Source organism: Micromonospora sp. WMMB482 (assembly GCF_019038635.1).
Classification (GTDB): domain Bacteria; phylum Actinomycetota; class Actinomycetes; order Mycobacteriales; family Micromonosporaceae; genus Micromonospora; species Micromonospora marina.
On the sequence record NZ_JAHOPD010000020.1, the window covers coordinates 5544112 to 5570724 of the forward strand.

General features: G+C 73.7%; 24 protein-coding genes. 15 read left to right on the forward strand and 9 right to left on the reverse strand.

Annotated features, from left to right (window positions below):
- Positions 1-17: 17 nt before the first annotated feature.
- From KSK32_RS27070 to KSK32_RS27080, 3 genes are all read right to left on the reverse strand, one after another.
- Positions 18-1076 (reverse strand): LacI family DNA-binding transcriptional regulator, encoded by a 1059-nt coding sequence (locus tag KSK32_RS27070; protein WP_216933769.1) that lies wholly within the window; start codon positions 1074-1076, stop codon positions 18-20.
- A gap of 227 nt (positions 1077-1303) precedes the next feature.
- Positions 1304-2026, reverse strand: a complete 723-nt coding sequence (locus KSK32_RS27075; RefSeq protein WP_216936386.1) for an FkbM family methyltransferase — start codon at positions 2024-2026, stop codon at positions 1304-1306.
- A gap of 590 nt (positions 2027-2616) precedes the next feature.
- Positions 2617-2997: a YccF domain-containing protein gene (locus tag KSK32_RS27080; RefSeq protein ID WP_216933771.1), complete on the reverse strand. Its 381-nt coding sequence runs from the start codon at positions 2995-2997 to the stop codon at positions 2617-2619.
- Between the two features lie 144 nt (positions 2998-3141).
- Between KSK32_RS27080 and KSK32_RS27085 the strand changes: the two genes are divergently transcribed.
- Genes KSK32_RS27085 through KSK32_RS27100 form a run of 4 tightly spaced genes read left to right on the forward strand, consistent with a single transcriptional unit; the run spans position 3142 to position 6178 of the window.
- Positions 3142-4251: a Xaa-Pro peptidase family protein gene (locus tag KSK32_RS27085; RefSeq protein WP_216933773.1), complete on the forward strand. Its 1110-nt coding sequence runs from the start codon at positions 3142-3144 to the stop codon at positions 4249-4251.
- Entirely contained in the window at positions 4248-5390 is a 1143-nt protein-coding gene (locus KSK32_RS27090) for an acyl-CoA dehydrogenase family protein (protein ID WP_216927939.1), read from the forward strand. The genes KSK32_RS27085 and KSK32_RS27090 overlap by 4 nt, the downstream gene beginning before the upstream one ends.
- A 9-nt stretch (positions 5391-5399) precedes the next feature.
- On the forward strand, positions 5400-5615 hold the full coding sequence (locus tag KSK32_RS27095) for a DUF433 domain-containing protein (protein WP_030502405.1): 216 nt from the start codon (positions 5400-5402) through the stop codon (positions 5613-5615).
- 59 nt (positions 5616-5674) lie between these two features.
- Positions 5675-6178, forward strand: a complete 504-nt coding sequence (locus KSK32_RS27100; RefSeq protein WP_216927938.1) for an Lrp/AsnC family transcriptional regulator — start codon at positions 5675-5677, stop codon at positions 6176-6178.
- Here the strand turns inward: KSK32_RS27100 and KSK32_RS27105 are convergent.
- Positions 6111-6722, reverse strand: coding sequence for a histidine phosphatase family protein (locus KSK32_RS27105; RefSeq protein WP_216927937.1), 612 nt, complete (start codon positions 6720-6722; stop codon positions 6111-6113). The two genes, KSK32_RS27100 and KSK32_RS27105, sit on opposite strands and share 68 nt — an antisense overlap.
- 159 nt (positions 6723-6881) lie before the next feature.
- Between KSK32_RS27105 and KSK32_RS27110 the strand changes: the two genes are divergently transcribed.
- Positions 6882-7076: a CsbD family protein gene (locus KSK32_RS27110; protein WP_216927936.1), complete on the forward strand. Its 195-nt coding sequence runs from the start codon at positions 6882-6884 to the stop codon at positions 7074-7076.
- A gap of 65 nt (positions 7077-7141) precedes the next feature.
- Here the strand turns inward: KSK32_RS27110 and KSK32_RS27115 are convergent, their stop codons facing one another.
- Entirely contained in the window at positions 7142-8548 is a 1407-nt protein-coding gene (locus KSK32_RS27115; RefSeq protein ID WP_216933775.1) for a lysine 2,3-aminomutase, read from the reverse strand.
- 143 nt (positions 8549-8691) lie between these two features.
- Here KSK32_RS27115 and KSK32_RS27120 point away from each other — a divergent pair, with 143 nt between their 5' ends.
- The 6 genes from KSK32_RS27120 to KSK32_RS27145 are packed head-to-tail and all read left to right on the forward strand — an operon-like array spanning position 8692 to position 15381.
- Entirely contained in the window at positions 8692-9753 is a 1062-nt protein-coding gene (locus KSK32_RS27120) for a zinc-binding alcohol dehydrogenase (protein WP_289256408.1), read from the forward strand.
- Between the two features lie 4 nt (positions 9754-9757).
- The gene (locus KSK32_RS27125; protein ID WP_216933777.1) at positions 9758-11329 is read left to right on the forward strand and encodes an amidohydrolase; all 1572 of its coding nucleotides are present in this window, start codon (positions 9758-9760) and stop codon (positions 11327-11329) included.
- Positions 11326-12885, forward strand: coding sequence for a lysine 5,6-aminomutase subunit alpha (locus KSK32_RS27130; protein ID WP_216933779.1), 1560 nt, complete (start codon positions 11326-11328; stop codon positions 12883-12885). The genes KSK32_RS27125 and KSK32_RS27130 overlap by 4 nt, the downstream gene beginning before the upstream one ends.
- Positions 12882-13634: an OAM dimerization domain-containing protein gene (locus KSK32_RS27135; RefSeq protein WP_216933781.1), complete on the forward strand. Its 753-nt coding sequence runs from the start codon at positions 12882-12884 to the stop codon at positions 13632-13634. Before KSK32_RS27130 ends, KSK32_RS27135 begins: the two co-directional genes overlap by 4 nt.
- On the forward strand, positions 13634-14026 hold the full coding sequence (locus KSK32_RS27140; protein ID WP_216933783.1) for a hotdog domain-containing protein: 393 nt from the start codon (positions 13634-13636) through the stop codon (positions 14024-14026). The genes KSK32_RS27135 and KSK32_RS27140 overlap by 1 nt, the downstream gene beginning before the upstream one ends.
- 14 nt (positions 14027-14040) lie before the next feature.
- Positions 14041-15381: a glutamate mutase L gene (locus KSK32_RS27145; protein ID WP_216933785.1), complete on the forward strand. Its 1341-nt coding sequence runs from the start codon at positions 14041-14043 to the stop codon at positions 15379-15381.
- A gap of 427 nt (positions 15382-15808) precedes the next feature.
- Here the strand turns inward: KSK32_RS27145 and KSK32_RS27150 are convergent, their stop codons facing one another.
- The 3 genes from KSK32_RS27150 to KSK32_RS27160 all read right to left on the reverse strand — a co-directional run bounded on the left by KSK32_RS27150 (position 15809) and on the right by KSK32_RS27160 (position 20744).
- Positions 15809-16591 (reverse strand): ABC transporter permease, encoded by a 783-nt coding sequence (locus KSK32_RS27150; protein WP_216933787.1) that lies wholly within the window; start codon positions 16589-16591, stop codon positions 15809-15811.
- Positions 16588-17565: an ATP-binding cassette domain-containing protein gene (locus tag KSK32_RS27155; RefSeq protein WP_216933789.1), complete on the reverse strand. Its 978-nt coding sequence runs from the start codon at positions 17563-17565 to the stop codon at positions 16588-16590. The genes KSK32_RS27150 and KSK32_RS27155 overlap by 4 nt, the downstream gene beginning before the upstream one ends.
- Positions 17566-17633: 68 nt before the next feature.
- On the reverse strand, positions 17634-20744 hold the full coding sequence (locus KSK32_RS27160; RefSeq protein WP_216933791.1) for a BTAD domain-containing putative transcriptional regulator: 3111 nt from the start codon (positions 20742-20744) through the stop codon (positions 17634-17636).
- Positions 20745-20854: 110 nt separating this feature from the next.
- Here KSK32_RS27160 and lnt point away from each other — a divergent pair, with 110 nt between their 5' ends.
- From lnt to KSK32_RS27175, 3 genes are read left to right on the forward strand one after another with little or no spacing between them, the layout of a single operon-like run.
- Positions 20855-22462 carry an apolipoprotein N-acyltransferase gene (gene lnt / locus KSK32_RS27165; protein WP_216933793.1) on the forward strand — a complete coding sequence of 536 codons (1608 nt, stop codon included), beginning with the start codon at positions 20855-20857 and terminating at the stop codon, positions 22460-22462.
- A gap of 22 nt (positions 22463-22484) precedes the next feature.
- Positions 22485-23276 carry a polyprenol monophosphomannose synthase gene (locus KSK32_RS27170; protein ID WP_216933795.1) on the forward strand — a complete coding sequence of 264 codons (792 nt, stop codon included), beginning with the start codon at positions 22485-22487 and terminating at the stop codon, positions 23274-23276.
- Between the two features lie 53 nt (positions 23277-23329).
- Positions 23330-23869: an FxsA family protein gene (locus KSK32_RS27175; protein WP_216933796.1), complete on the forward strand. Its 540-nt coding sequence runs from the start codon at positions 23330-23332 to the stop codon at positions 23867-23869.
- 690 nt (positions 23870-24559) lie between these two features.
- Here the strand turns inward: KSK32_RS27175 and KSK32_RS27180 are convergent.
- Positions 24560-24901, reverse strand: coding sequence for an RNA polymerase-binding protein RbpA (locus KSK32_RS27180; RefSeq protein ID WP_007070998.1), 342 nt, complete (start codon positions 24899-24901; stop codon positions 24560-24562).
- 225 nt (positions 24902-25126) lie between these two features.
- Between KSK32_RS27180 and KSK32_RS27185 the strand changes: the two genes are divergently transcribed.
- A complete protein-coding gene (locus KSK32_RS27185) occupies positions 25127-26608 on the forward strand; it encodes a peptide MFS transporter (protein WP_216933798.1) in 1482 nt (493 codons plus the stop codon).
- Positions 26609-26613: the final 5 nt, after the last annotated feature.

Sequence of the window (26613 nt, forward strand, 5' to 3'; positions counted from 1 at the left end):
GGGTGCGGCGGGGTGGGTCAGGTGGCGCGGGCGCCGGTCGGCTCCCGCGCGTGTTCGGCCGGGTCGTTCGTGTTCTCGCCCGCGCCCGTCGAGTCGCGGGCGGTGAAGCCGGTGGGGATGACGGTCGGGGTGTCCGGCAGCGGGGTGCCGGTGAGGTGGCCGATGAGCAGGCTGGCGGCGGCCGTACCCATCTCCCGCAGCGGCTGGCGCACGGAGCTCAGCGGCGGGTGGGTGTGCCCGGCCAGCGGGAGGTCGTCGAACCCGACCACCGCCACGTCCTGCGGGACGCGCCGCCCGGCGTCGCGCAGCGCCTGCAACGCCCCGGCGGCCGACAGGTCGTTGTGGGCGAAGACGGCGTCGAACGGTACGCCGTCGGCGAGCAGCCGCCGTACCGCCGCGCGCCCGCACTCGAAGGTGAAGTCGCCCTCCACCACCCGGTCCGGCTCGACCGGCACGCCCGCGCCGGCGTAGGCGCCGGCGAACCCGGCGAGCCGTTCCCGGGTGCAGCCGAACCGGCGCAGGCCGGTGATGACCAGTGGCCGGCGCCGGCCGAGCGCCAGCAGGTGCGCGGCGGCGGCCCGCGCGCCCGCCTCGTTCGTGGTCCGCACCGACGGGAAGCCGGGCTGGTGACCCCGGTCGTCGATGAGGATGACCGGCAGGCCGCGCCGGTGCAGCTCGGTGATGTAGTCGAGCGTCCCCTCGGGCTCGACCACGAGCAGGCCGTCGAACGACTTGGCCGAGACCTGGGAGGCGAACCGGCGCATCGACTCGTCGCCGTGGGTGCAGGTGAACAGCAGCATGCCGTAGCCGGCGGCCTCGACCACGTCGGCCGCGCCCTGGAGCACTTCGCCCATCCATGGCCAGGTCAGCGCCGGGACCAGCATCCCCACCACCCGGGTACGCCCCCGGGCCAGGCCGACCGCGCGGGCGCTGGGCACGTATCCGAGGTCGCTGATCACGGCGCGGACCCGGTCGGCGGTGCGGACGTGCACCTCGCCCTTGCCGTTGAGCACCCGGGAGACCGTCGTCTTGCTCACCCCGGCGCGGGTGGCGACGTCGGCGATGGTGATCGGCACGTGACGCTCCCGGGTCGCAGGGATGAGCGGGGTGTTTCGGAACCGGTTGCGGAAGCGGTTCCGTGGCAGTCAACCCAAGTGGCGCGGCTCACGTCAATCACAGAGCGATAACGATGCACTGCTAAGTTCGAGCTGTGAAAAAAGCACCCGGGCTGCGACGAGCGCGATCACGGCGGTGAGCAGGGTCGATGCCTTGCTCGGCGTCCGCGGCGGTCTGGAGTGGACGCTCAGGTGCGGGCGTACACGTCGCCTGAGTTGGCCTCGTCCGGCAGCGCGCGCAGGTACGCGGCCACCTCGGCGGCCTGACGCCAGCCCGGCAGCGCGAACTCCATCTCGTCACCGATCGCCACCGTGAACCGGGTGAAGCCGAGCGCGGTGAGCCGGTCCAGGCAGCGCGCCGCCGCCACCCGGGCGATGGTGGTGAACTCGAATGACAACGCCGGCACCGGCCGGCTCAGTCCGGCCAGCACGGCGTCCTCGAAGCCCTCCACGTCGATCTTCACGAACGCCGGCACGCCGTACGCGGCCACGAGCGCGTCGAGGGTGGTGCCCGGCACCTCGATCTGTGCGTCCCAGGTCTCGCCCGCCCAGCCGGGCGCCCCGTCGGCGGCGCGGACGAAGCCGGGGGAGGCGGTGGAGACCGTGGGGTTGGCCGAGTTGACGTGCAGCCGCACCGGTCCGGCGCTATGCCCGCAGGCCGCCTCCACCACCGTCACCGCGCCGTCGCCCGCGTGCATCTCGCGCAGCACCCGGGCGCACAGCGGCTGCGGCTCGACCGCCACCACAGTCGCGCCGAGGCGGCGGAAGCTGCCCAACCGGTCGCCCACGTGCGCGCCGACGTCGAAGACCAGGTCACCGGCGCGGACCAGCGGCGCGTAGAACGCGTCAAGGGCGGCGTCGCGCGCCGGGTCGCCGTGGTAGAAATCCAGCGACCCGCGCAGGCCGGACATCGCCGGATCCGCCTTGAGCGCCTCGATCACCCCGTCCCGCACCCTCCCGACGCTAGTCAGCGCCGCGTTTGTGCGAGCCGTATTCGCATCCTTCCGGCCACTGAGGGTCGGCAGCCACCTATCCTCCTAGGATGCCGTAGGGTGGTGACGGGCGGTTGATCACGGTAAACGGGGAACTGGCCACCGGGGCCGGTCTCGGTCTCGCGGCACCCGGGCCTCATTGCGGCGGCGCGGTTGACGTTCACGCTTCAGGCGGGTGCATCCGGGCTCGCGCTCGGGAGGCCGCGAGATCTTGGTACGAAACGGCCCTCAGAGGGGCCGCTTCCTACCGAGATCTTCATGCCGTCCTGCGTTTCGGGACTCTGGTCCCGGTGGTCGAGATCGTTCGAGTCGTCTTCGGCCGCGAACGTCAAGTCGCCGCGCGACCGTGGTGCGACTGGAACGCCATGGGTGTCTAACAGGGCCGGAGACACCCATGGCGTTCCAGTGGCCGGTGAATCCCCCGTGGCGGGGAGAGGTGGACGGGGCAGGGGAACGGCGGGGCCGGCGGTCGGTCCGTCAGCCGCGCCGACGGTCGGCCCGCGGTGCGCTTACGAGGTCTCGACGACCTCCTGGCCGAGCGGCCACAGCGCCGCCGGGACCAGCTTGAAGTTGGCCACCCCGAACGGGATGCCGATGATCGTCACGCAGAGCGCGACGCCGGCGAGGATGTGCGACAGCGCCAGCCACCAGCCGGCCAGCACCACCCAGAGCACGTTGGCCAGGCCGGAGGGCAGACCGGCGCCCGGCTTGGACACGAGGGTGCGGCCGAACGGCCACAGCGAGTACGAGGCGAGCCGCAGCGAGGCGACGCCGAACGGAATGGTGACGACGAGGACGAAGCAGATCAGGGCGGCGATGCCGTAGCCGAGGGCCAGGACGAAGCCGCCGCCGAAGACGAGCCACAGCAGGTTCAGCAGAAAGCGGATCACCATTCCATGGTCGCTCGCGCCCGCAACCGCGCGGCGCGGGAATGCCGGCGTGACCCGACGTGCCCGACCTGGCCGTGCCGCGTACGGCGAACGCGCTCGTGGGCGGACTCCCGCCCGGACCCAAACGACCGTTAAGCTTCGGGTGTGGGAGTCGAAGAACTGTACCCCGCCGGGCGACTGATCGCGGCCCAGCGCGCCACCGCCGCGGCGGGCCTGGACGCGCTGCTGCTCACCCCGGGTTCCGACCTGCGCTACCTGACCGGCTACGACGCCCGCGAGGGGGAGCGGCTGACCTGCCTGGTCCTGCCCGCCGAGGGTGAGCCGACGCTGATCGTGCCGGTGCTGGAACGGCCGGACGCCGAGGCCGCGCCCGGCGCCGGGTACCGGATCGTCGACCACGCCGACGGCACCGACCCGTGGCCGTTGGTGCGCGCGGCGCTGCCCGGCCCGGTCCGCGCCGTCGGGCTGGCCGACCGGATGTGGGCACAGCAGGTCCTCGCGCTGCGCGACGTGCTGCCCGGCGCGGCCCAGCGGCTCGCCTCCGACGTGCTGCGGGAGATGCGGATCCGCAAGTCGCCGGCCGAGGTGGCGGCGCTGGCCGAGGCGGGCGCCGCGATCGACGCGGTGCACCTGCGGATGGGGGAGTGGCTGCGCCCCGGACGCACCGAGCGGGAGGTCGCCGCCGACCTCGCCGCCGCGATCCGGGCCGCCGGGCACGCCGCCGTCGACTTCGTCATCGTGGCCGCCGGCCCGAACGGCGCGAGCCCGCACCACGGCACCTCGGACCGCCCGATCGGCGCGGGCGAGCCGGTGGTGGTCGACATCGGCGGCACCATGCCGTCGGGCTACCGCTCCGACTGCACCCGCACGTACGTGGCCGGCGGCCCCGCTCCGGCCGAATTCGTGGACTACTACGCGGTGCTGCGGGAGGCGCAGCGCACCGCCGTGGCCGCCGTCGCGCCGGGCGTGACCGCCGAGGCCCTCGACGCGGTCGCCCGCGACGTGATCGGCGCCGCCGGGTTCGGCGACGCCTTCCTGCACCGCACCGGTCACGGCATCGGCCTCGACGGCCACGAGGAGCCGTACGTGGTGACCGGCAACCCCCGGCCGCTTCAGGCCGGCATGGCTTTCTCGGTCGAACCCGGGATCTACCTGGCCGGGCGGCACGGAGCCCGGATCGAGGACATCGTCGTCTGCACGACGGACGGCGGGCAACGGCTCAACACCACCCCCACGGAGCTCATCGCGCTATGAACGTCGACCGGATCCTGCCCACCGACGAGGCCCACGACCTGCTGGACCTCGCCACCGAACTCGCCGACCGGGAGCTGGCCCCGGCCGCCGCCGGTTTCGAGGCCCGCGCCGAGTTCCCCCGGGAGGTGCTGCGCACCCTGGGCCGGGCCGGCCTGCTCGGCCTGCCGTACGCGGAGGAGCACGGCGGCGCCGCCCAGCCGTACGAGGTGTACCTCCAGGTGCTGGAAATCCTCGCCAGCCGGTGGCTGGCAGTGGCCGAGGCGGTCAGCGTGCACACGCTGTCCTGCTACCCGCTGGCCCAGTTCGGCACCGACGAGCAGCGCAAACTGCTGCCGGACATGATCGGCGGGGAGCTGCTCGGGGCGTACTGTCTGTCCGAGCCGCAGGGTGGCTCGGACGCGGCGGCGCTGACCACGCGGGCGGTGCGTGACGGTGACGCGTACGCTGTCACCGGCACCAAGGCGTGGATCACGCACGCCCGGGTGGCCGACTTCTACAACATCTTCTGCCGCACCGGCGGGCCCGGCCCGAAGGGCATCTCCTGCCTGCTGGCCGACCGTGCCACGGCGGGCATCCACCCGCAGGCCGCCGAACGCACCATGGGCCTGCACGCCTCGCCGATCGCGCAGATCGCCTTCGACGACGCCCGGGTGCCGGCGGAGCGGCTGATCGGTGGCGAGGGCGCCGGGTTCACCATCGCGATGTCCGCGCTGGACTCCGGCCGCCTGGGCATCGCCGCGTGCGCGGTGGGCCTGGCCCAGGGAGCGCTGGACTACGCGGTCGGCTACGCCCGGGAGCGCCGCCAGTTCGGCCGCGCGATCATCGACTTCCAGGGGCTCGGGTTCGGCCTGGCCGACGCCGCCACCCAGATCTCCGCCGCGCGGGCGCTCACGCTGGCCGCCGCGCGGCTGCGCGACGCCGGACGCCCGTACTCGATCGAGGCGGCCAAGGCGAAGCTGTTCGCCACGGACGTGGCGATGCGGGTGACCACCGACGCGGTGCAGGTGCTCGGCGGCGCCGGGTACGTCGCCGACCACCCGGTCGAGCGGTACATGCGTGAGGCCAAGGTGCTCCAGATCGTCGAGGGCACCAACCAGATCCAGCGGCTGGTCATCTCCCGCGCGCTGGCGAAGGGCTAGCCTGTCGCGGTGACCTTTCCCCGGATCACCGCGGACCCCGACGTCATGGGGGGTGCGCCCTGCGTGCGGCAGTCGCGCATCCCCGTGGCCACCCTGCTGGCCATGATGGCCGAGGGCATGTCGGTCACGGACATCCTCACCGACCTGCCGTTCCTGGACGAGGAGGACATGGCGGAGGTGCTGAACTACGCCGCGGACGCGGTGCGCGACCGGACGGCGCGCTGAGCGTCACCACGGCGGGCCGGGTGCGGCGTGGGAGCGCTTTTCCGGCTACTGTGCAGCGCGTGGAGGAGATCGACCGTGCCATCGTCGCCGCGCTGACCGGTGACGGTCGGCTGTCGTACACGGATCTGGCCGAGCGGGTGGGCCTGTCGGTGTCGGCCGTGCACCAGCGGGTCCGCCGGCTGGAGCAGCGCGGGGTGATCAAGGGGTACGCCGCGCGGGTGTCGTTCGAGGCGCTGGACCTGCCGCTGACCGCGTTCGTGGCGATCCGGCCGTTCGACCCGTCGCAGCCGGACGACGCGCCGGAGCGGCTGGCGCACCTGCCCGAGATCGACTCGTGTTACTCGGTGGCGGGGGAGGACTTCTATCTCCTGCTGGTGCGGGTGGCCGGTCCGGCCGATCTGGAGCGGGTGCTGCAGGAGATCCGCACCTCCGCGAACGTCACCACGCGCACCACTGTGGTGCTGTCCACGCCGTATGAGAACCGGCCGCCGAAGATCAGTGGCGAGCTGTCCGGTCGGGGGCGTCCCCGTCCGTCGGCGGAGCCGGCAGGTTCCACCGCCTGATCACCCGCCGGCCGTGCTCGTGACCGAGCACGCTGAGCGTGGCGGTGTCCAGCCGCAGGAGCGCGCCGGCCGAGGGCGGCAGCCCGATCCAGCGCGCTCCGAGCACGCGCAGGCTGTGCCCGTGCCCGACGAGCGCGACGTCGCCCTGCTCCAGCAGCGGCGCGACCCGGTCGAGGACACGGTCCAGGCGGGCGCCCACCTGCTCAGGCGACTCCCCGCCGGGGCCGCCGTCGGTCCAGATCGTCCAGCCGGGCCGTTCGGCCTGGATGTCGGCGGTGGTGCGGCCCTCGTACTCGCCGTAGTGCCATTCGGCCAGGTCGGGCTCGATCGCGTCGACGGTGAGCCCGGCCAGGGCGGCGGTGCGGGTGGCGCGCCGCCGGGGACTGGACAACACCCGGGTGAAGCGCCGGCCGGCCAGCAGGGGAGCCAGGGCGCGTGCCTGCCGCTCGCCGTCGGGCGTCAGGTCCAGGTCGGTGTACGAGGTGTGCCGGTGACTCGCGCTCCACGTGGTCTCGCCGTGCCGGATCAGCAGGATCTCGCTCACCGGCCCAGTCAACCATGGCGGCTCGGCACCTGCCCGGCATCCACCTTCAACCTATTGTCCTAGGACGTCTTACGCGATGTACGCCGGGCAACAACGTTTACAGCGACCGGCACCGGCTACGCGGCAAGGGCAAGGCGTAGCCGGACGAGGGAGGGCGACATGAGCTTCACCGACAAGGCGAAGAGCAAGGCCCAGGAGATGAGCGGCATGGCCAAGGAACGCATCGGCAACGTGACCGACAACGAGCGGTTGCGGGCCGAGGGCGCCTCCGAGCAGAGCACGGCGCGCGCCAAGCAGGCCGGGGAGCACGCCAAGCAGGCGGGCCGCGACGTCAAGGACGCCTTCGACAAGTGAGTACGCGCAACGGCGGGCCACCTCATCGCAGAGGTGGCCCGCCGTCGTGTGCCCGGAGCGGCCGGTCAGTCGTCGCGGTGCGCGAGCCACCAGGCCTGGCCGGCCTCGGGCAGCGTGTCGATCGGGTCGTAGTAGGCGTAGCGCTTGTTCAGCGCCTCCAGGTCCGCCGACTCGATCGAGGTGCGGTAGTTCTTGGTCCAGTACGAGATGCCGCGCTCACGGTCGTAGTCGGTGAGCATGTGCACCCAGCGCTTGCCGACGAACGGCACGTCGCAGACGATCCGCGGGGTGGCGTAGCCGGGCAGGTAGCCCATGATGTCGTGCTGGAGCTGCTGGGCGTGCCAGACCGGGACGCGCCAGTGCTCGGCGTTGGGGATCATGTCGCACATGTAGAAGTAGTACGGCAGGATGCCCGCCTCGCCCTGGAGCGCGAAGCAGAGGTCGAGCAGGTCGGCGTTGGTGGCGTTGACGCCGCGCATGAGCACGCCCTGGTTGCGGACGTCGCGGACGCCGACGTCGAGTGCGGTCTGGGCGGCCTTGGCGACCAGCGGGGTCAGTGACTGGGCGTGGTTGACGTGGGTGTGGATGGCGAGATTGACGCCGCGGCGGGCGGCGGTGCGGGCGACCCGTTCGAGGCCCTCGACCACGTCGGGCTGGAGCCAGTGCTGGGGCAGGCCCATGAGCGCCTTGGTGGCGAGCCGGATGTCGCGGATCGTCTCGATCTCCAGCAGGCGCATCAGGTACGACTCGAGGTTGCGCCACGGCACGTTGGCGACGTCGCCGCCGGAGACGACCACGTCGCGTACGCCGGGGTGGGCCTTGAGGTAGGTGATGTGGGCGTCGTAGCGGTCGACGGGCTTGAGGGTGAGTTTGAGCTTGTCGACGGCGGGGGTGGAGTTGCCGACGAGGTCCATGCGGGTGCAGTGGCCGCAGTACTGCGGGCAGGTGGAGAGCAGCTCGGCGAGGACCTTGGTGGGGTAGCGGTGGGTGAGGCCCTCGGCGACCCACATGTCGTGTTCGTGGAGGCTGTCGCGGCTGGCGTACGGGTGTGACGGCCAGTCGGTGCGCCGGTCGGAGGCGACCGGGATCATGTAGCGGCGGATCGGGTCGGCGAGCAGCGCCTCGGTGCTCATCGACTCAAACGGCACCATGGTGTTGAGCATCTGCGGCGGCACCAGCATGGACATGGTGGCCAGGGCCTTCTGGTCGGCCTCCAGGTCGGCGTAGAAGGTCTCGTCGACGGTGTCGCCGAGGACGGCGCGCAGCTGCTTGATGTTCTTGACGCAGTTGACCCGTTGCCACTGGGCGCTCTCCCACTGGTCGCGGGTGATGTGGCGCCAGCCGGGGAAGCGGGTCCAGTCGGGTTCGACGAGGGGCGCGCGGCGGTATTCGTAGGGCTGTCCGGCGGCCGGGACGGTGGTCTGCGTGTGGCGGGGCGTCGGGATGGTCTCCACCGGTTGGGTCTGGGTCACGGCCCCTCCTCGTCAGCGTGCGGGTTGATCAACGGATGCGTAGGCTACTGGAAAATCTGCGGTGAAGAAATTAGTCTGCCGGAAGTTTTCCCGCGACGCGACCCCTGGCCGGGGGTTCGGGCGGCTGGACATAGGGGGTCGGCGTGACGTCACCGGTGGGTCTGCACCGAGTCGTGGAACCGGCGGGGGTGCTCCCGCAGGCGGCCTGGCGGCTGGATCCGGACCCGCGGATCGCGGCGAACGAGGTGCGGATCCGGGTCGAGCGGCTGAACCTGGACGCGGCGAGTTTCCGGCAACTCGCGGAGAAGCACGGCGGGGACGGGGACAAGGTCCGCGCCGAGGTGCTGGAGATCGTGTCGGCCCGGGGGAAGATGCAGAACCCGGTGACCGGTTCGGGCGGCATGCTGATCGGCACGGTCGAGGAGGCGGGCCGCCGCTCGCCGCTGGGGCTGAAGCCGGGCGACCGGGTGGCGACGCTCGTGTCGCTGACGCTGACGCCGCTGACGATCCTCGACGGGCTGGCCCGCTGGGACGGGCGCAGCGAGCAGGTGCCGTGTGACGGGTACGCGATCCTGTTCGCCCGGTCGATCGCGGCGGTGCTGCCGCCGGACCTGCACCCCGAGTTGTCGCTCGCGGTGCTGGACGTGTGCGGGGCGCCGGCGTTGACGGCGCGGGTGGTGGCCGAGCAGGTGGCGCGGCGCTCGCGTGAGGGTGATCCGCGTCCGGTGTCGGTGGCGGTGATCGGCGGGGCGGGCAAGAGCGGGTCGTTGTCGCTGGCGGCGGCGCGGCGGGCGGGCGCCGCCCGTACCGTCGGGGTGGTTCCGGTGGCCGCGGAGCGGGACGCGCTGACGGCGGCCGGGCTGACCGACGTGGTGGCGCTGGCTGATGCGCGGGATCCGGTGGGGCTGTCGACGGCGGTGACGACGGCGCTGGGTGTGCCGGCGGACGTGACTGTGGTGTGCGTGGACGTGCCGGGGTGTGAGCACGGCGCGGTGCTGGCCACGGCGGACGGCGGTACGGTGATCTTCTTCTCGATGGCGACGAGCTTCGCGGCGGCGGCGCTGGGCGCGGAGGGCCTGGCGGCGGATGTGACGATGCTGGTGGGCAACGGGTACGTGCCGGGGCACGCGGCGCTGGCGTTGGATCTGTTGCGTGCCGAGCCGGGGGTGCGCGGTCTGTTCGAGGCGCGTCTGGCGGCAGACTGAGACCATGACGAACCCCTCGACGCTGTATCGCGGTGGAGTGCTGCACTGTCCGGCCGACCCGAGCGCGACGGCGCTGCTGGTGCGGGACGGGCGGATCGCCTGGTTGGGTACGGACGCGGATGCGCCGTCGGCGGACCGGGTGGTGGAGCTGGGCGGTGCGCTGGTGACGCCGGCGTTCGTGGACGCGCATGTGCACGCGACTGATACCGGGTTGGCGTTGTCGGGGCTGGATCTGTCGGCGGTGCGGTCGTCGGGTGAGCTGCTGGACGCGGTGTCGGCGTTCGCGGCGGGCCTGCCGGGTGACGCGGTGGTGCTGGGGCACGGCTGGGACGAGTCGGCGTGGGCGGACGCGGCGCTGCCGGATGCGGCGGAGCTGGACCGGGCGGCCGGTGGGCGGCGGGTGTATCTGTCGCAGGCGTCGATCCATTCGGCGCTGGTGTCGGGGGCGTTGCTGGCGGCTTGCCCGGAGGTGGTGGCGGCGGCCGGGTACGACGCGTCGGGGTGGCTGCGGCGGGACGCGCATCACGTGGTGCGGGCGGCGGCGTTCGGGTCGGTGTCGCGGGCGCAGCGGGTGGCGGCGCAGCGGCGGGCCCTGGAACACGCGGCGTCGCTGGGTGTCGCGGCGGTGCACGAGTGCGGTGGTCCGGACATCTCCGACGAGGAGGACTTCACCGGGCTGCTGGCGATCTCGGGGGCCGGGGTGCCGGAGGTGTACGGGTACTGGGGTGAGCTGCTGGGTGCGGCGAAGGCCCGGGATCTGGGTGCGGTGGGCGCGGGTGGTGACCTGTTCGCCGACGGGGCGCTGGGGTCGCGGACGGCGCACGTGTCGGCGGCGTACCTGGACGGTGAGGCGGGGGCGTGCGGGCACGGGTACGTGTCGGCGGAGCAGGTGCGTGATCATCTGCTTGATTGCGCGGCGCACGGGTTGCAGGGCGGGTTCCACGCGATCGGGGACGCGGCGATCGGGACGGTGCTTGCGGGGTTCGGGCTGGCGGCGCGGTCGGTGGGTGTGGACCGGTTGCGGGCGGCCCGGCACCGGGTGGAGCACGCGGAGATCATGAGTAAGGCGTTGATCGCCGGGTTCGTGGAGTACGGGATCGTGGCGTCGATGCAGCCGGCGTTCGACAGGTTGTGGGGCGGTGCGGGTCGGATGTACGAGTCGCGGCTGGGGTTGGCCCGGTCGCTGGAGTCGAATCCGATGGGTGCGATGCACGGGGTCGGTGTGGCGTTGGCGTTCGGGTCGGACTCGCCGGTGACGCCGGTTGATCCGTGGGGTTCGGTGCGGGCGGCGGCGGCGCATCACAACCCGGCGCAGCGGATGAGTGTGCGGGCGGCGTTCGCGGCGCACACGCGCGGCGGGTGGCGGGCGGTGCACCTGGACAACGAGGGTGTGCTGGCGTTGGGGGCGCCGGCGACGTTCGCGGTGTGGGACACCCCGGCGGGCGTGGAGCGGGGGCTGCCGGTGGTGCTGGCGGAGGATCCGGAGTTGCGGGGCGCGGACGATCCGACGCCGTTGCCGGTGTGCCGGGCCACTGTGTTGCGCGGTGACGTGATCTATCAGGAAGGGTCTTCGTGACAGGGAAGCTTGGGCTGGATCCGGCGCTGGTGGCGCGGGCGCGGGAGTTGGCGCGCCGGGCCGGGCAGCCGGTGGTGGATCTGGCGCGCAGCCACACCACGGTGTCGGTGGAGCGGGCGGTGCTGCGGCTGGCCGGGGTGACCGGCGCGGACCCGGACGGTATTCCGTGGGTGAACCGGCTGGTGGACGCGGTGGTCGCGGACGTGGGGCTGGGGCACGGGGTGGCGGCGCCGGTGTTCGACGCGCTTGCGCGTGAGGGCATCGCGGATGTGACGTTGCTGGCGCAGAAGGCGGCGGCGGGGTCGGTGCGGTTCGCGCAGCCGTCGGGGAAGGCGGCGACGGCGGCTCGGCGGGCGTCGCGTAGGGCGGTGGCGGCGGGCGTGCGGGCGATCGACCGGCGGCGCGCGGAGCGGGACCGCCTCGTCAAGCGGTTCGGGGATCCGGAGCGGCGGCCGTGGATCTACCTGATCGTGGCGACCGGTGACATCTACGAGGACATTCCGCAGGCGCAGGCGGCGGCGCGGGCCGGCGCTGACGTGATCGCGGTGATCCGGTCGACGGGGCAGTCGTTGCTGGACTACGTGCCGGAGGGGGCGACGCGGGAGGGGTTCGCGGGCACGTACGCGACGCAGGAGAACTTCCGGTTGATGCGGGCGGCGCTGGACGAGACGTCGCGGGAGCTGGGCCGGTACGTGCGGTTGACGAACTACGCGTCGGGTCTGTGCATGCCGGAGATGGCGACGCTGGCCGGGTTGGAGCGTCTGGACATGATGCTCAACGACTCGATGTACGGGATTCTGTTCCGCGACATCAACCCGATCCGTACGTTCGTGGACCAGCGGTTCTCGCGGCAGGTACACGCGCGGGCGGGCATCATCATCAACACCGGTGAGGACAACTACCTGACCACCGCGGATGCGGTGGACGAGGCGCACACGGTGACGGTGTCGCAGCTGCTCAACGAGTTCTTCGCGCACGAGGCGGGGCTGGCGGACTGGCAGTTGGGGCTGGGGCACGCGTTCGAGATCAACCCGGATGTGCCGGAGTCGTTCCGGTTGGAGCTGGCGCACGCGTTGCTGGCGCGGGAGTTGTTCCCGGACGCGCCGTTGAAGTGGATGCCGCCGACGAAGCACATGACCGGGGACGTGTTCCGGGGGAATCTGCTGGACGGGTTCTTCAACCTGGTGGGCACGATGACCGGGCAGGGGATTCTGCTGGTGGGGATGATGACCGAGGCGGTGGTGACGCCGTGGCTGTCGGACCGGGACATCGCCCTGCAGAACGTGCGGTACGTGCTGGGCGCGGCGGGCGGGTTGCACGAGGACTTCGTGCCGGCGCCGGGCGGGTTCATCCAGCAGCGGGCGCACCGGGTGCTCGGTGAGGCGGTGGATCTGCTGGAGCGCATCGGGGACCAGTCGTTGCTGACGGCGATCGCCGAGGGCACGTTCGGGATCATGAAGCGGCCGGCGGACCGGGGCAAGGGTCTGTCCGGGGTGGCGCGGCACGAGGCGGACTACTACAACCCGGCCACGGAGATCCTGGAGCAGCCCTCATGAGTGAGAAGACGGTCGTGCGGCCGTACGGGGACACCACCGGTGACGGCATGGTGCAGGTGTCGTTCACGTTGCCGGTGCCGCACGACAAGCGGGCCGAGGGCGCGGCGGTGCAGCTCGCCAACCGGATGGGCATGGACCCGGCGATGCTGGTGCACGCCAAGCCGATCGGTGACGGGTTCACGTTCTTCGTGGTGTACGGGCGGGTGAACCACCTGGTGGACCTGTCGAAGGTGCAGGTGGTGGAGCGTGACTATCCGCTGCTGTCGGCCAAGGAGGTCAACGCGGTGGTGAAGCGGCAGTTGCGCCGCAAGCTGTCGGTGGTGGGCGCGTGCATCGGCACCGACGCGCACACGGTGGGCATCGACGCGATCCTCAACGTCAAGGGCATCGCCGGGGAGAAGGGCTTGGAGTACTACCGGGAGCTGAAGGTGACGAACCTGGGCGCGCAGGTGAGCGTACCGGAGCTGGTCGAGGCGGCCCGGCGGGAACGCGCCGACGCGGTGCTGGTGTCGCAGGTGGTGACGCAGCGCGACGCGCACCTGCACAACACGCGGGAGATGTCGGCGGCGTTCCGGGAGGCGATGCCGGCCGGACGCCGGCCGCTGCTGATCGTCGGCGGGCCGCGGTTCGACGAGACGATGACCGGCGAGCTGGGCGTGGACCGGATCTTCGGCCGTGGCACCACTCCGGGTGAGGTCGCCAGTTACCTCGTGCATGCCCTGATCACCTCCAGGAAGGCGAACACCTGATGAGCGATCCGCGTGTCGGTCTGACAGTCACCCACCGCCGGTATGTGCCTTACTCCCACGCCCACTATGCGGGGAACCTGGTCGACGGGGCGTACGCGCTGGGGTTGTTCGGTGACGTGGCCACCGAGGTGTGCATCCGCACCGACGGCGACGAGGGGTTGTTCGCCTCGTACGCCGATGTGCAGTTCCGGGCGCCGATGAAGGCGGGTGACGTGCTGGAGGTGACGGCGACGGTGACCCGGGTGGGCACCCGCAGCCGCACGATCGACTTCGCCGCGACCGTGGTGTGCCGGGGCCGCCCGGACCGGGGCGAGTCGGCCGCCGAGGTGCTCGACGAGCCGATCGTGGCGGTCACCGCGACCGGCACGGTGGTCGTGCCCCCGTCGGCGTGAGTGGACAGCCGGGCGTGAGCGCGAGCGCCGTCGTCTGCGCCGACGTCGGGTCGACGTACACGAAGGCCGCGGTGGTGGACCTCGACGGCGGCCGGCTGGTCGCGGCGGCGTCGGCGCCCACCACGGTGGGCACCGATGTGCTGCACGGCCTGGACGCCGCGGTCGGCGCGGCCGTCGCGTCGGCCGGGGTCGCTGAGGTGCCCTGGTACGTGTGTTCGTCGGCCGGGGGTGGGCTGCGCCTGGCGGTGATCGGGTACGAGCCGCTGGTGACGGCTCAGGCGGGCCGGCGGGTCGGTCTGTCGGCGGGCGCGAACGTGGTGCACGTGGCGGCGGGGCGGCTCGGTGGGGCGGACGTGGCGGCGTTGCGGGCGGCCCGCCCGGACGTGGTGCTGCTGGTGGGCGGCACCGACGGCGGTGACGCCGAGACGGTGACGCACAACGCGACGCGGCTGGCGAAGGCCCGGTTCCGGGTGCCGGTGGTCCTCGCGGGCAACGCCGGCGTGCGCGACGACCTGCACGCGCTGCTGGCGGGCGCGGGGGTGCCGGTGACGGTGGCGGACAACGTGCTGCCCCGCATCGGGGTGCTGGAGCCGGCGTCGGCGCGGGCGGCGATCCGGGAGGTGTTCCTGCGGCACGTCATCGGCGGCAAGAAGCTGTCCCGGGGTGCCCGGTTCGCATGGCTGGTCCGTGCCGCCACCCCGGACGCGGTGCTGACCGGCGTGGAGGTTCTCGCCGGCACGCTCGGTGGTGACCTGGCGGTGGTGGACGTGGGTGGGGCGACCACCGACGTGTACTCGGTGCTCACCCCCGACGAGCGCGACAGCGGCCCCAGTCAGGAGGTCGCCGGGACGCTGTGGCGGGCCCGCACCGTCGAGGGTGACTTGGGCATGCGGTGGAGCGCGCCGGGTGTGGTGCGCGCCGCGGCCGAGGAGCGGCTGCTCGACCCGGCCGAGGAGGCGGAGCTGGCGGCCGCGGCGGCGGTGCGGGCCGCCGATCCGGGGTTCCTGCCCGCCGGTGACGGCGAGCGGGCCGTGGACCGGCGCATCGCGGCCCTCGCCGCGACTGTGGCGTTGCGGCGGCACGCGCGGGGCGCGGCGACGGGGGAGCGGGCCGGTCGGGACCTGCGGGAGGTGAAGTTGCTCGTCGGCTCCGGTGGGGTGCTGCGGCACGCCGACCCGGGTGACGCGGCGGCGGTGCTCGATGCGGTGCTCACCGATTTCGCCGGCGGGTGGGCGTTGCCGCGGGCGGCCCGGCCGGTCGTCGACGTGGACTACGTGCTGGCCGCCGCGGGGCTGCTCGCGCAGGAGCATCCGGGTGCGGCGACGGCGATGCTGCGGCACCACCTCGGCGCCTGAGTCGGGTCGTGGACCGGGCGCGGAAATCGAGACGCGCCGACGCGACACGCCGTGTCGCAACACACGACAGGCCCGGGTGGGTTGACAGCGGCGGGGGTCTACGCCGTACCGTCTTTGAGTCCTACCACGGGAAGCGGCTGTTGTTCGCTTCGTCCCTTCGTCCGCTGGCCGAGCGACCGGAAGGTTGCGGCGGCCAGGTCCAGCGGGCGGGGGTCGGCGGGGCGGCGCGAACCGGCCGCGGTTACCGGTGTACGGGCAGGGTGAGAGGCACGGCCAGTAGACAACGGCCAGGCGGGGGCAGCCAGTCCACGTCGGGTCGGTCCGAAGGTCGGCGCCGATCGTCTTCGCCCCACCGGCCGGGAAGGGCCTGGGAGCATCGGGGCGCGGCTTCGGCCGCGCCCCGATTTCATCCCCCCGATCTCCCCCGTCAGCGGCCGAGCCGCCGGTAACGGCGCACCGCCGCCGGGGCGGCGACCGCGATCAGCGCCAGCGGCCAGGCGACCGCCAGTTCCAGCGCGTGCCGGGCCGGCCACGAGTCCCCGCCCAGGCCCGGGTTGCCGAACAGGTCCCGGGCCGCCGCCACCGTCGCCGACAGCGGGTTCCACGCGGCGATCGCGCCCAGCCAGTCCGGCATCAGCTCCGGCGCGACGAACACGTTGGACAGGGCGGTCAGCGGGAACGCCAGCGGGAACACCACCACCGCGACCGTGTCCGGGTTCGGCACGAGCAGCCCGAACAGGATGCCCACCCAGGTCATCGCGACGCGCAGCAGCAGGATCAGCGCCACCGCCGCCAGCGCCGGGCCGACGCCCTCGCGCCACTGCCAGCCCACCAGCAGCCCGCACACCACCAGCGTGGTCATCTCCAGGCAGGCCCGTACCAGGTCGGCGGCGGCGCGGCCGGACAGCAACGCCGGCCGGGCCATCGGCAGGGACCGGAACCGGTCCACCACGCCCCGGCCGGCGTCCACCGCGACCGCCGACGCGGTCGCGCCGAGGCCGTAGAGCATCGTCATGACGAACACACCCGGCAGCAGGAACTCCCGGTAGCTGCCGTCGCCCGGCACCGTCATGCCGCTGCCGAACACGTAGCCGAACACCAGCACGAACATGATCGGCAGGCTGAAGTAGAGGATGATCTCCTCCGGGGCGCGGACCACGTGCCGCATGTTCCGCCCGGCCATCAGCCACCCGTCGGTCAGCGCCCTCACGACGACACCCCCACCCGCTGCGCGCCGGCGTGACCGCCGCCGGTGAGCCGCAGGAACGCCTCGTCCAGCGTCGGGCGGCGCACCAGGACGTCCTCCACCGCGACTCCGGCGTCGTCGAGGGCCCGCAGCACGGCGGTGAGCACGACGATCCGGTCGGCCACCGGCGCGTCCACCCGGCGCAGTTCGGGGTCCACGGTCGCGGTCGCGGCGGTGGCGCGTTCCACCACCGCCGCCGCGGCGGGCAGGTCCGCCGCGTCGCGGACCACCAGTTCCAGCCGGTCGGCGCCGATGCGGGCCTTCAACCGGTCCGGGGTGCCCTCGGCCACGACCCGGCCGGTGTCGATGACGCACACCCGGTCGGCGAGGTGGTCGGCCTCCTGCAGGTACTGGGTGGTCAGCAGCACCGTGGTGCCGTCGGCGACCAGTTCCCGCACCGCCGTCCACAGGCCGTTGCGGCTGCGCGGGTCCAGGCCGGTGGTCGGCTCGTCGAGGAACAGCACCCGCGGCGGCACCACCAGGCTTGCCGCCAGGTCCAGGCGGCGGCGCATCCCGCCGGAGTAGCCGCCGGCCGACCGGTCCGCGGCCTCGGTCAGGCCGAACCGGTCCAGCAGTTCCTCGGCGCGGCGGCGGGCCCGGCGCGCGGACAGCCGTCGCAGCCGGCCGAACAGCACCAGGTTCTGCCGCCCGCTGAGCACCTCGTCGACCGCCGCGTACTGGCCGGTCAGGCTGATCGCGGCACGCACCCGGTCCGGGTCGGCGGCGACGTCGTACCCGGCCACCCTGGCCCGGCCGGCGTCGAAACGCAGCAGCGTGGTGAGGATCCGCACCGCGGTGGTCTTGCCCGCCCCGTTGGGGCCGAGCACCCCGTACACGGTGCCGGCCGGCACGGCCAGGTCGAAGCCGTCCAGGGCGGTGGTGCGTCCGTACGTCTTCCGTATCCCGTCGGCCAGCACGGCCGTCGTGTCGTCGCTCATGGCCGTCAGCGTCACCGGTGGCGCTGACCGGGCGCGTACCGCGCGCGCACCGCGGGGCGCCGCGCCGGTCAGCGGCCGTCGACCAGCGCCAGCGCCCGCTGCCGGGGCAGGTCCGCGCCCCGGGCGTACGCGGTGGCGAACGCCGCCTCGCCCAGGTGTTCCCGCAGCGTGGCCGCGGTGGGTGTGCCGGCCGGGGCGTCGGCCGCGCCGGTGCCGGCCAGCAGCGCCGCCGCCGCGCCGAGCAGACGGGCCGCCGACTCGTGATCGCCGTCACGCAGCAGCGGCCCGGCCAGCCCGTCGGCCGCCGCGGCCACCACCGGCGCGTCCCACGCCCCGATGCCGGCGGTGAGGACCTGCCGGTAGCAGGCGTGGGCCCGCGCGGTGTCGCCGGCGGCGTCGGCGAGCTGCCCGAGCGTCACCAGCGCCGCCAGCCGCACCACCTCGGCGCCGAACCAGCCCGACGGGCATTCCGCAATCGCCCGCTCGCACAGCTCCCGCGCCCGCTGCGGGTCGCCGTCACGGCGGGCGATCTCGCCGAGCCCCAGGTACGCGGCGGCGACCAGCTCCGGCGCGCCGGCCGGACCGGCGATGCGCCGCACCCGCCGGAAGTCCTCGGCCGCGCCGGCCAGGTCACCGGCGGCGAGCCGCCCGTCGGCGCGGGTACGCAACAGCTCCGCCAGGTCCAGTGTGGAGCCGAGCTGCTCGGCCAGGTCCAGCGCCTCCGCCATCGGCGCGGCCGCGGACGCGACGTCACCGGCGCGGTAGGCGGCCTCGGCGCGGGTGGACAGCGTCACGATCATGCCCCAGCGGTCGTCGAGGGCCCGGAAACCGGCCAGCGCGGCGTCCAAATCGGTGCGGGCCTGGGCGTGACGGTTGTGCAGCAGACTGACCATCGCGGTGCCGAGCAGGCCCAGTGCCCGGCTCCACGGGTCGGCGCCGAGCAGCCGGTCCCGGACGGCCTGTTCGTGCAGCGCCGCCGCGTCCTCCGGAGACGGGGGGCCGCTGGCCATGCCGGACAGGTACAGCAGGAACGGATGCCGGGGCGGCCGGGCCAGGGTCCACAGGATCCGGGCCGCGGCGTCGACCTCGCTGCGGTCGCCGCCACCGGCGAGCGTGGCGACCAACAGAGCCAGCGCGTACTCCTCGGCCAGGCCGTCGGGCGCGCCGTCGAGCCGGTCGACCAGCCGCCGGGCCAGGGCCGCGCCCTCCCCGCGCAGGCCCCGCAGCCACCAGTAGAACGCCAGCGCCGCGACCAGCCGCAACCCGATGCCGGTGTCCGTGTGCCGCAGCGCCGCGTGCAGGTCGTCGCGGGCGGCGTCCAGGCGGCGCAGCCACCGGTCCTGGCCGCCGCCGCGCAGCGCCGCGTCGCCCGTGAGCGCCAGGTCCAGGAAGTACGCGGCGTGCGCGTCGCGCACCCGCCCCGTCTCGCCGCCCTCGGCCAGCCGGGCGGATGCGAACTCGCGGATCGTCTCCAGCATCCGGTAGCGCCCGCCGGTGGCCTCCACCAGCGACTTGTCCACCAGGCCGGTGAGCACGTCCAGGACGTCACCGGCGTCCGGCGCGCACACCGCCTGCACGGCGGCCAGGTCGGCGGCGCCGGCGAACACGCTCATCCGGGCGGCCAGCCGCCGCTCCGGCTCGTCGAGCAGATCCCAGCTCCACCCCACCACCGCCTCCAGCGTGCGGTGCCGGGGCGCCGCGGTGCGGTCACCGCGGCGCAGCAGCCGGAACCGGTCGTCCAGACGCGCCGCGACCTGCGTCACCGGTAGGGCCCGCAGCCGCGCCGCGGCCAGCTCCAGGGCCAGCGGCAGCCCGTCGAGGGTACGGCAGATCCGCAGCACCGCCGGGGTGGTGACGGCGTCGAGGGTGAACCCGGGCGACACGTCGGCGGCGCGGTCGGTGAACAGCCGCACCGCCGGGTACGCGGCTGCCGTCTCCGGTGCGGCCGGCCCGTCCGGGGCGGGCAGCCCGCCGACCGGGCACAGCGCCTCGCCGGTGAGGCCCAGCGGCTCCCGGCTGGTGGCGAGCACCCGCAGCCCGGGGGCGGCGGCGAGCAGCCGGCCGGTCAGCCGGGCCGCGTCGTCGATCACGTGCTCGCAGTTGTCCAGCACCAGCAGCAGCCGCCGGTCGGCCAGCGCGGCCACCAGCCGGTCGGTCAGGTCGGCCGGGCCGCCGGGGGTGCGCAGGCCCGCGTCGCGCAGGTCCAGCGCGGCCAGCACGGCCGGCGCGACCGGCGCCCCGGGCGCGACAGCGGCCAGCTCCACCAGGCACACCGGCCCGTCGTGGCCGGACGCGACGGTGGTGGCCAGCCGGGTCTTGCCGGCGCCGCCGGGGCCGTGCAGGGTGACCAGTCGCGCCGCGCCGAGCAGGTCGTGCACGCGCCGCAGTTCCGGTTCCCGGCCGACGAAACTGGTCAGCGGGCTGGGTAGCCGGGCGGGCGGCGCGGCGTCGTCGCGCAGCAGCGCCGTGTGCAGCGCGACCAGCTCCGCCGTCGGGTCGGTGCCCAGTTCCTCGGCCAGGACCCGGCGGGCGTCGGCGTAGGCGGCGAGGGCCTCGGCGCGGCGGCCGGCACTGTGCAGGGCACGCATCAGCAGCCCGTGCAGCCGTTCCCGCAGGGGATGCGCGGCCACCAGGTCGCGTAGCTCGGCGATCAGCGGTGCGCCGGCCGGTGCCAGTGCCAGTTCCGCCTCGACCCGGTCCTCGACCGCGGCCAGGCGCGCCTGGCGCAGCCGTGCCGCCTCGGCGTCGGCGAACGGCGCGTCCGTCACGTCCGCGAGGGGTTCACCGCGCCACAGGCCGAGCGCGTCGCGCAGCAACGCCGCCGCGCCGGCCGGATCACCGGCGGCGAGCGCCGCCCGCCCGGCAGCGGCCAGCCCGGTGAACCGGTGCACGTCCACCCGCTGGGGGTCGACGGCCAGCCGGTAGCCGGCCGGGCCGAACTCGACGGGCGCGCCCGGCAGCAGCCGCCGCAGCCGCGACACCTGCGACTGGAGCGCGTTCGCGGCCTGCTCGGGTGGCCGGTCGCCGTACACGCCGTCGACGAGGCGCTGCGGCGCCACGGTGCGGCCGGCGTCGAGCAGCAGCAGCACCAGCAGCGCGCGTAGCCGCCCGCCGGCGACGGGCAGCACGCTGCCGTCGGCCGCGTACGCCTGGGTCTCGCCGAGCACACCGAACCGCATGCGCCCGATTGTCGCCTGTCCCCGCCGCGCCGGTGGCACGCCCCACACCGGTTCGGCCGCCCGCCGGTACGGGCGGGTAGCCTTCGGCCCGTGATCGTGGGGAGAAGCCGGTGACGACGCTGGACCGGGAACAGCCGCGTGCCACCGACGGGGCACCCGGTGACGGCGCCGCGCGTCCCCTGCCGCTGGTGCTGGCCGTGCCGGCCGCCGTGCTGGCCGGGGTGGCGCTGCTGCTGGCCTTCCCGCCGTACGGGTGGTGGCCGCTGGCGCCGGTCGGGGTGGCGTTGCTGGCCGCCGCGGTGCACCGGCGGCGGCTGCGCGCCGGCGCCGGGCTGGGCTTCCTGACCGGGCTGGCGTTGTTCGCGCCGCTGCTGGAGTGGACGAATCTGCACACCGGCTACCTGCCGTGGGCGTTGCTGTCGCTGCTCCAGGCCGCCTACCTGGCGCTGCTGGGCGCCGCGACCGCCTGGGTGTCGCCGCTGGCCGACCGGCACCGGGCGGCGTGGCCGCTGCTGACCGGTGTGCTGTGGGTGGGGCAGGAGGCGCTGCGTGACCGCACCCCGTTCGGCGGGTTCCCGTGGGGGCGGCTGGCGTTCAGCCAGGACACCTCGCCGCTGCTGAAGCTGGCCGCGCTCGGCGGCGCCCCGCTGGTCACGTTCGCCGCCGCGGTCGCCGGCGGGCTCCTGGTGACCGCCGCGTGGCGGGACTGGCGGCACACGCCCGGGCAGTGGCGGCCGGTCGCCGGGCTCACCGCCGCGCTGGTGGCGCTGCTCGCCGCCGGCACGGCCGTGCCGGCCGGGGTACGCGGCCCGGGCGACACCGTCACCGTGGCCATCGTGCAGGGCAACGTGCCGCGCCTCGGGCTGGACTTCAACGCGCAGCGGCAGGCGGTGCTGGACAACCACGTCGACGCGACGCTGGACCTGGCGCGGCGGGTCGCCGAGGGCGGGCAGGCACGTCCCGACGTGGTGGTGTGGCCGGAGAACTCCAGCGACATCGACCCGCTGCGCAACCCGGGCGCGGGGGAGCGGATCTCCCAGGCGGCCGACGCGATCGGCGCGCCGATCCTGGTCGGCGCGGTGCTGGTCGGGCCCGGCCGGGGTGAGGTGCGCAACGCGGGGCTGCTGTGGCGGCCGGGGACCGGCCCGGATCTGGACCAGGTGTACACGAAACGGCATCCGGTGCCGTTCGCCGAGTACGTGCCGCTGCGCTCCATCGCCCGCAAGGTCAGCTCCCAGGTCGACCGGGTCCGGTCCGATTTCGTGCCCGGTGACCGTCCCGGTGTGCTGAACACCGGCCCGGCGGTGCTCGGCGACGTGATCTGTTTCGAGGTCGCGTACGACGGCGTCGTCCGGGACACCGTCACCGGCGGCGCGCAGCTGCTGGTGGTGCAGACCAACAACGCGACGTTCGACGTGGCCGAGGCCCGTCAGCAGCTGGCCATGGTGCGGCTTCGGGCGGTGGAGCACGGCCGGGCCGCGTTGATGGCGTCCACGGTCGGGGTGTCCGGGTTCGTTTCCCCGGACGGGCGGGTAGACGGTGCGACCGGGTTCAACACCGCCGCGGTGGTGGTGCGGCAGATGGAACTCGGCGACGGGCGTACTCCGGCGACCACGGCCGGGGTGTGGCCGGAGGTGGCGCTGACGGCGCTGGCGGTCGCGGCCCTGGCCGGCGCGGCCGTGCTGCGGCGCCGCCGCCGGGAGGCCGCTCCCGGCTGAGCCGACGAGAGGCGGTGCGACGGTGGGCGTGGCAGCCGGCAGGCGGACGGTCGGCCATCCCGGGGTGGGGCGGGTCCTGGTGGTCATCCCCACCTACAACGAGGCCGACAACGTCGGGCGCATCGTCGCCCGGGTACGCGAGGCGGTGCCGGCGGTGGACGTCCTCGTCGCCGACGACAACAGCCCCGACGGCACCGGCGCGATCGCCGACACGATCGCGGCCGGCGACCCGGGGGTGCACGTGCTGCACCGGGAGGGCAAGGAAGGGCTCGGCGCGGCCTACCTGGCCGGGTTCGCCTGGGCGCGCACGCGCGGCTACGACGCGGTGGTGGAGATGGACGCCGACGGCTCGCACGCCCCGGAGGACCTGCCGGCGCTGCTGCACGCCGCCCGCGACGCCGACGTGGTGATCGGCTCCCGGTGGACCCGCGGCGCGCGGGTGCTGAACTGGCCGTGGCGGCGGCTGCTGCTGTCCCGGGTGGGCAACCTGTACGCGCGGCTGGCGCTGGGCATGCCGGTCAGCGACGCCACCGGCGGCTACCGGGTGTACCGGTCGAGCGCGCTGGACGTGATCGACCTGGACTCGGTGCGTTCCCAGGGGTACGCGTTCCAGGTGGAGCTGTCGCGGCTGGCGCACCGCGCCGGGGTACGCATCGTGGAGGTGCCGATCACGTTCGCCGAGCGGGAACACGGCGACAGCAAGATGAGCCCGCTGATCGTGGCGGAGGCGTTGTGGCGGGTCACCCGCTGGGGGGTGCGGGATCGTCTGGCGACCGCGTCCGCGCGCCCGGACGCGCTCGCGCGCTGGCCTTGAGCGTGGGCGTGTCATGCTTGAGGGGCGTGATGACCCCGGGCTGATGAGGTGAGATGCGCCGAGGACTGAAGTACGTACCACCGGCCCTGCTGCTGCTCGCGCTGCTGGAGCTGGCCGTTTTCGTGCTGGTCGGCCGGGCCGTCGGGTTCGGCGCGGCGGTGCTGCTGGTGTTCGGGGCGTCGCTGCTGGGTCTGGTGCTGCTGCGACGCGAGGGTATGCGGGCGTGGCGCGGGTTCCGCGCGGCGGCGCAGTCCGGCCGGCCGCCGGGGCCCGAGGTGACCGATGGGCTGGTCGGTCTGCTGGGTGCGCTGCTGCTGGCGATGCCGGGCCTGGTCAGCGGCGTGGTGGGCCTGCTGCTGCTGGTGCCGCCGCTGCGCCGGCTGGCCGGTGGCGGGGTGCGCCGGGCCACCGAGCGGCGGGTGTCGTCGATGGTCGCCGGTGACCTGTTCGGGCCGCGCCGGGTGCGCGTGTACCGGGGTGCGCCGCAGCCGGCCGCGGAGCCCGCGCCGGCCCCGTCGCCTGGTCCTGCGCCTTCCCCGCAGCCGGTCACCGACCCGGGCAAGGCCATCGAGGGCGAGATCGTCGACCGCTGACGCGCGCCCGCCGGGCTGCGCCACGCCATCGTCTTGATCAACTTCACTTCGCCGAGGTGGCGGCATCAAACCGTGCCCGACCCGACTACCTCCCCGAACTGGCGGCCCGCCGCTCGATTTGGCACGGCGAGCCCGCGGCCAATGGGTTGTCGCCGAGAGTCCGTGCCGGGTGGCCTGCTCGCATGATCAACACCAGCTCGGCGAAGTGCTGGCATCACCGCGGCTCGGATACACCACCTCCCCGAAGGGCCCCATTCACCGGACGGATCAGCCGCCCACGGCCTCCCCGCCCGCCCTCATGATCGACACCACTTCGGGGAAGTGGCGGCATCAAGGCACGCGCGTTACCGCTAGCTCCCCGAAGTGGCGGGCCGACACTCGATCTGGCACGCGGATCAGGCGCGCCAGGGTGAGCCCTGCCGTCACCCCGCCCGACCTCGTGATCGACGCCAGCTCGGCGAAGTGATGGCATCATCGACGCCCGGACACACCCACCTCCCCGAACTGGTGGGCCGATTTGTCGGCCGAGCGCGCGAGTCGACACCCGACCACCCCCATGACCGGGGGAGTGGTGGCATCGCCAGTGCCCGGATACGGCCACCTCCCCGAAGTGGCGACCGCCCCTGCCCGGCCCGGACGACGAAAACGCCCCCGGGTGATCCCGGGGGCGTTTCGGCGCGTCACGGACGGTCAGGCACGACCGCGGCGGGTCCGGACCTCCTGGAGCCGCTCGGCGAGGATGTCCTCCAGCTCGGCGATCGAGCGCCGCTCCAGCAGCATGTCCCAGTGGGTACGCGGCGGCTTGGCCTTCTTCTGCTCCGGCTCGGTGCCGTCGACCAGGCGGGCGACGCTGCCGTCGAACTTGCACTCCCAGGTCGTCGGGACCTCGGCGTCGACGGCGAACGGCACCTCGAACTGGTGGCCCTTGGCGCAGAGGTACTCGCGGGTCTGGCGCGGCGCGAGCTCCGTGTTGCGGTCGGACTCGTAGCTGACCGCTCCCAGCCGGCTACCGCGCAGCATGCGCTCGCCCATGATCGACTTCCCCTCGTTCGTGGTGCTGGTCTTCAGGTGTAACGACCGGTCACCGCTCACCCATTCCCCGGCCCACGGCGGCAGGGCCGTACGCGGGTCGGGAGTGTCAAGGGTAACCGGCCATCACAGCTGCCCGGCGGGGTCGTCCCCGGCCGGGCCGAATCGGTGGAGTGTTTCGCCTGTCAACGGGGATGTTACGCACCTGTTTGCGTGCCGGAGGTGACGATGAGCAGTGACGCGCCGGTCGGGGCCCGACCACCAGCCGGGAAGACCTTCTTCGGTCATCCCCGTGCGCTGTCCACGCTCTTCCTCACCGAGATGTGGGAGCGGTTCAGCTTCTACGGCATGCGGGCGATCCTGGTGCTGTACCTGACCGCCGCCGTGGCCGACGGCGGGCTGGACCTCGGCGAGTCCAGCGCCAACGCCGTGTACGGCACCTACAACGCCATGGTCTACCTGATGGCGCTACCCGGCGGCTGGGTCGCCGACCGGCTGATCGGCGCGCGGCGCAGCGTGCTGTGGGGCGGCGTGGTGATCGCCGCCGGGCACTACGTGATGGCGATCCCCACCGGGTGGAGCGTGTTCGCCGGCATGGCGCTGATCGTGCTCGGCACCGGGCTGCTCAAACCGAACATCTCCACCATGGTCGGTGACCTGTACGAGCGGGACTCCCCGCGCCGCGACGCCGGTTTCTCCATCTTCTACATGGGCATCAACCTGGGCGCGTTCATCGCGCCGCTGATCACCGGCTTCCTCGGCGAGAAGATCAACTGGCATCTGGGGTTCGGCGCCGCCGCGGTCGGCATGACCTTCGGCGTGCTCCAGTACGTGCTGGGCCGCCGCAACCTCGGCGACGCCGGCGCCCGCCCGGCGGACCCGCTGCTCGGCGCCGACCGGCGGCGCGCGCTGACCCGCGTCGGCGTGGCCACAGCGATCCTGCTCGCGGTGCTGCTCGTGCTGCTGCTGGCCGGCTGGTTCACCGTCGACACGGTGGTCAACCTGCTGACCGTGGTGACGGTGCTGGTGACTGTCGGCTACTTCGCCCGGATCCTCACCGACCGGGAGATCAGCGGCACCGAACGCAGCCGGATGAAGGCGTACGTGTGGCTGTTCCTGTTCGCCGCCTCGTTCTGGCTCATCTACGACCAGGCCGGGTCGGTGCTGAACATCTTCGCCGCCGACCGGACCGACCGCTCGGTCGGCGGGTTCACGTTCCCGGCGTCCTGGTTGCAGTCGGTGAACCCGATCCTCATCATCATCGGTGCGCCGCTGGCCGCCGCGCTATGGCTCAAACTCGGGCACCGGGTGTCCACGCCCACGAAGTTCGCCGTCGGCCTGGTGCTCAACGGCCTGTCGTTCGTGCTGATGGCCGCCGCCGCGCGGGCCGCCGTCGGCGGCGACCTGGTCTCGCCGCTGTGGCTCGTCGCGGTGTACGCGATCCAGGTCGCCGGTGAGCTGTCACTGAGCCCGGTCGGCCTGTCCGCCACCACGAAACTCGCCCCGGTCAAGTACGCCAGCCAGATGCTGGGCCTGTGGTTCCTCGCCACCGCCGTCGGCGACGCCATCGGCGGGCAGGTGGCCCGGCTGGCCGACACCTGGTCCCAGCCGGTGTACTTCCTGACCTTCGGGCTGGCCTCGGTGGTGCTGGGTCTGGCCGCGGTGATGTTCACCCGCCAGATCCGGCACCTGATGGCGGGCATCCACTGACCGCG

Coding starts and splice junctions, on each gene's coding strand:
- KSK32_RS27135 (WP_216933781.1), top strand. CDS start 12,882: ATGAGTGAGAAGACGGTCGTGCGGCCGTACGGGGACACCACCGGTGAC.
- KSK32_RS27185 (WP_216933798.1), top strand. CDS start 25,127: ATGAGCAGTGACGCGCCGGTCGGGGCCCGACCACCAGCCGGGAAGACC.
- KSK32_RS27090 (WP_216927939.1), top strand. CDS start 4,248: ATGAACGTCGACCGGATCCTGCCCACCGACGAGGCCCACGACCTGCTG.
- KSK32_RS27160 (WP_216933791.1), bottom strand. CDS start 20,744: ATGCGGTTCGGTGTGCTCGGCGAGACCCAGGCGTACGCGGCCGACGGC.
- KSK32_RS27155 (WP_216933789.1), bottom strand. CDS start 17,565: ATGAGCGACGACACGACGGCCGTGCTGGCCGACGGGATACGGAAGACG.
- KSK32_RS27175 (WP_216933796.1), top strand. CDS start 23,330: ATGCGCCGAGGACTGAAGTACGTACCACCGGCCCTGCTGCTGCTCGCG.
- KSK32_RS27125 (WP_216933777.1), top strand. CDS start 9,758: ATGACGAACCCCTCGACGCTGTATCGCGGTGGAGTGCTGCACTGTCCG.
- KSK32_RS27180 (WP_007070998.1), bottom strand. CDS start 24,901: ATGGGCGAGCGCATGCTGCGCGGTAGCCGGCTGGGAGCGGTCAGCTAC.
- KSK32_RS27075 (WP_216936386.1), bottom strand. CDS start 2,026: ATGTCCGGCCTGCGCGGGTCGCTGGATTTCTACCACGGCGACCCGGCG.
- KSK32_RS27140 (WP_216933783.1), top strand. CDS start 13,634: ATGAGCGATCCGCGTGTCGGTCTGACAGTCACCCACCGCCGGTATGTG.
- KSK32_RS27110 (WP_216927936.1), top strand. CDS start 6,882: ATGAGCTTCACCGACAAGGCGAAGAGCAAGGCCCAGGAGATGAGCGGC.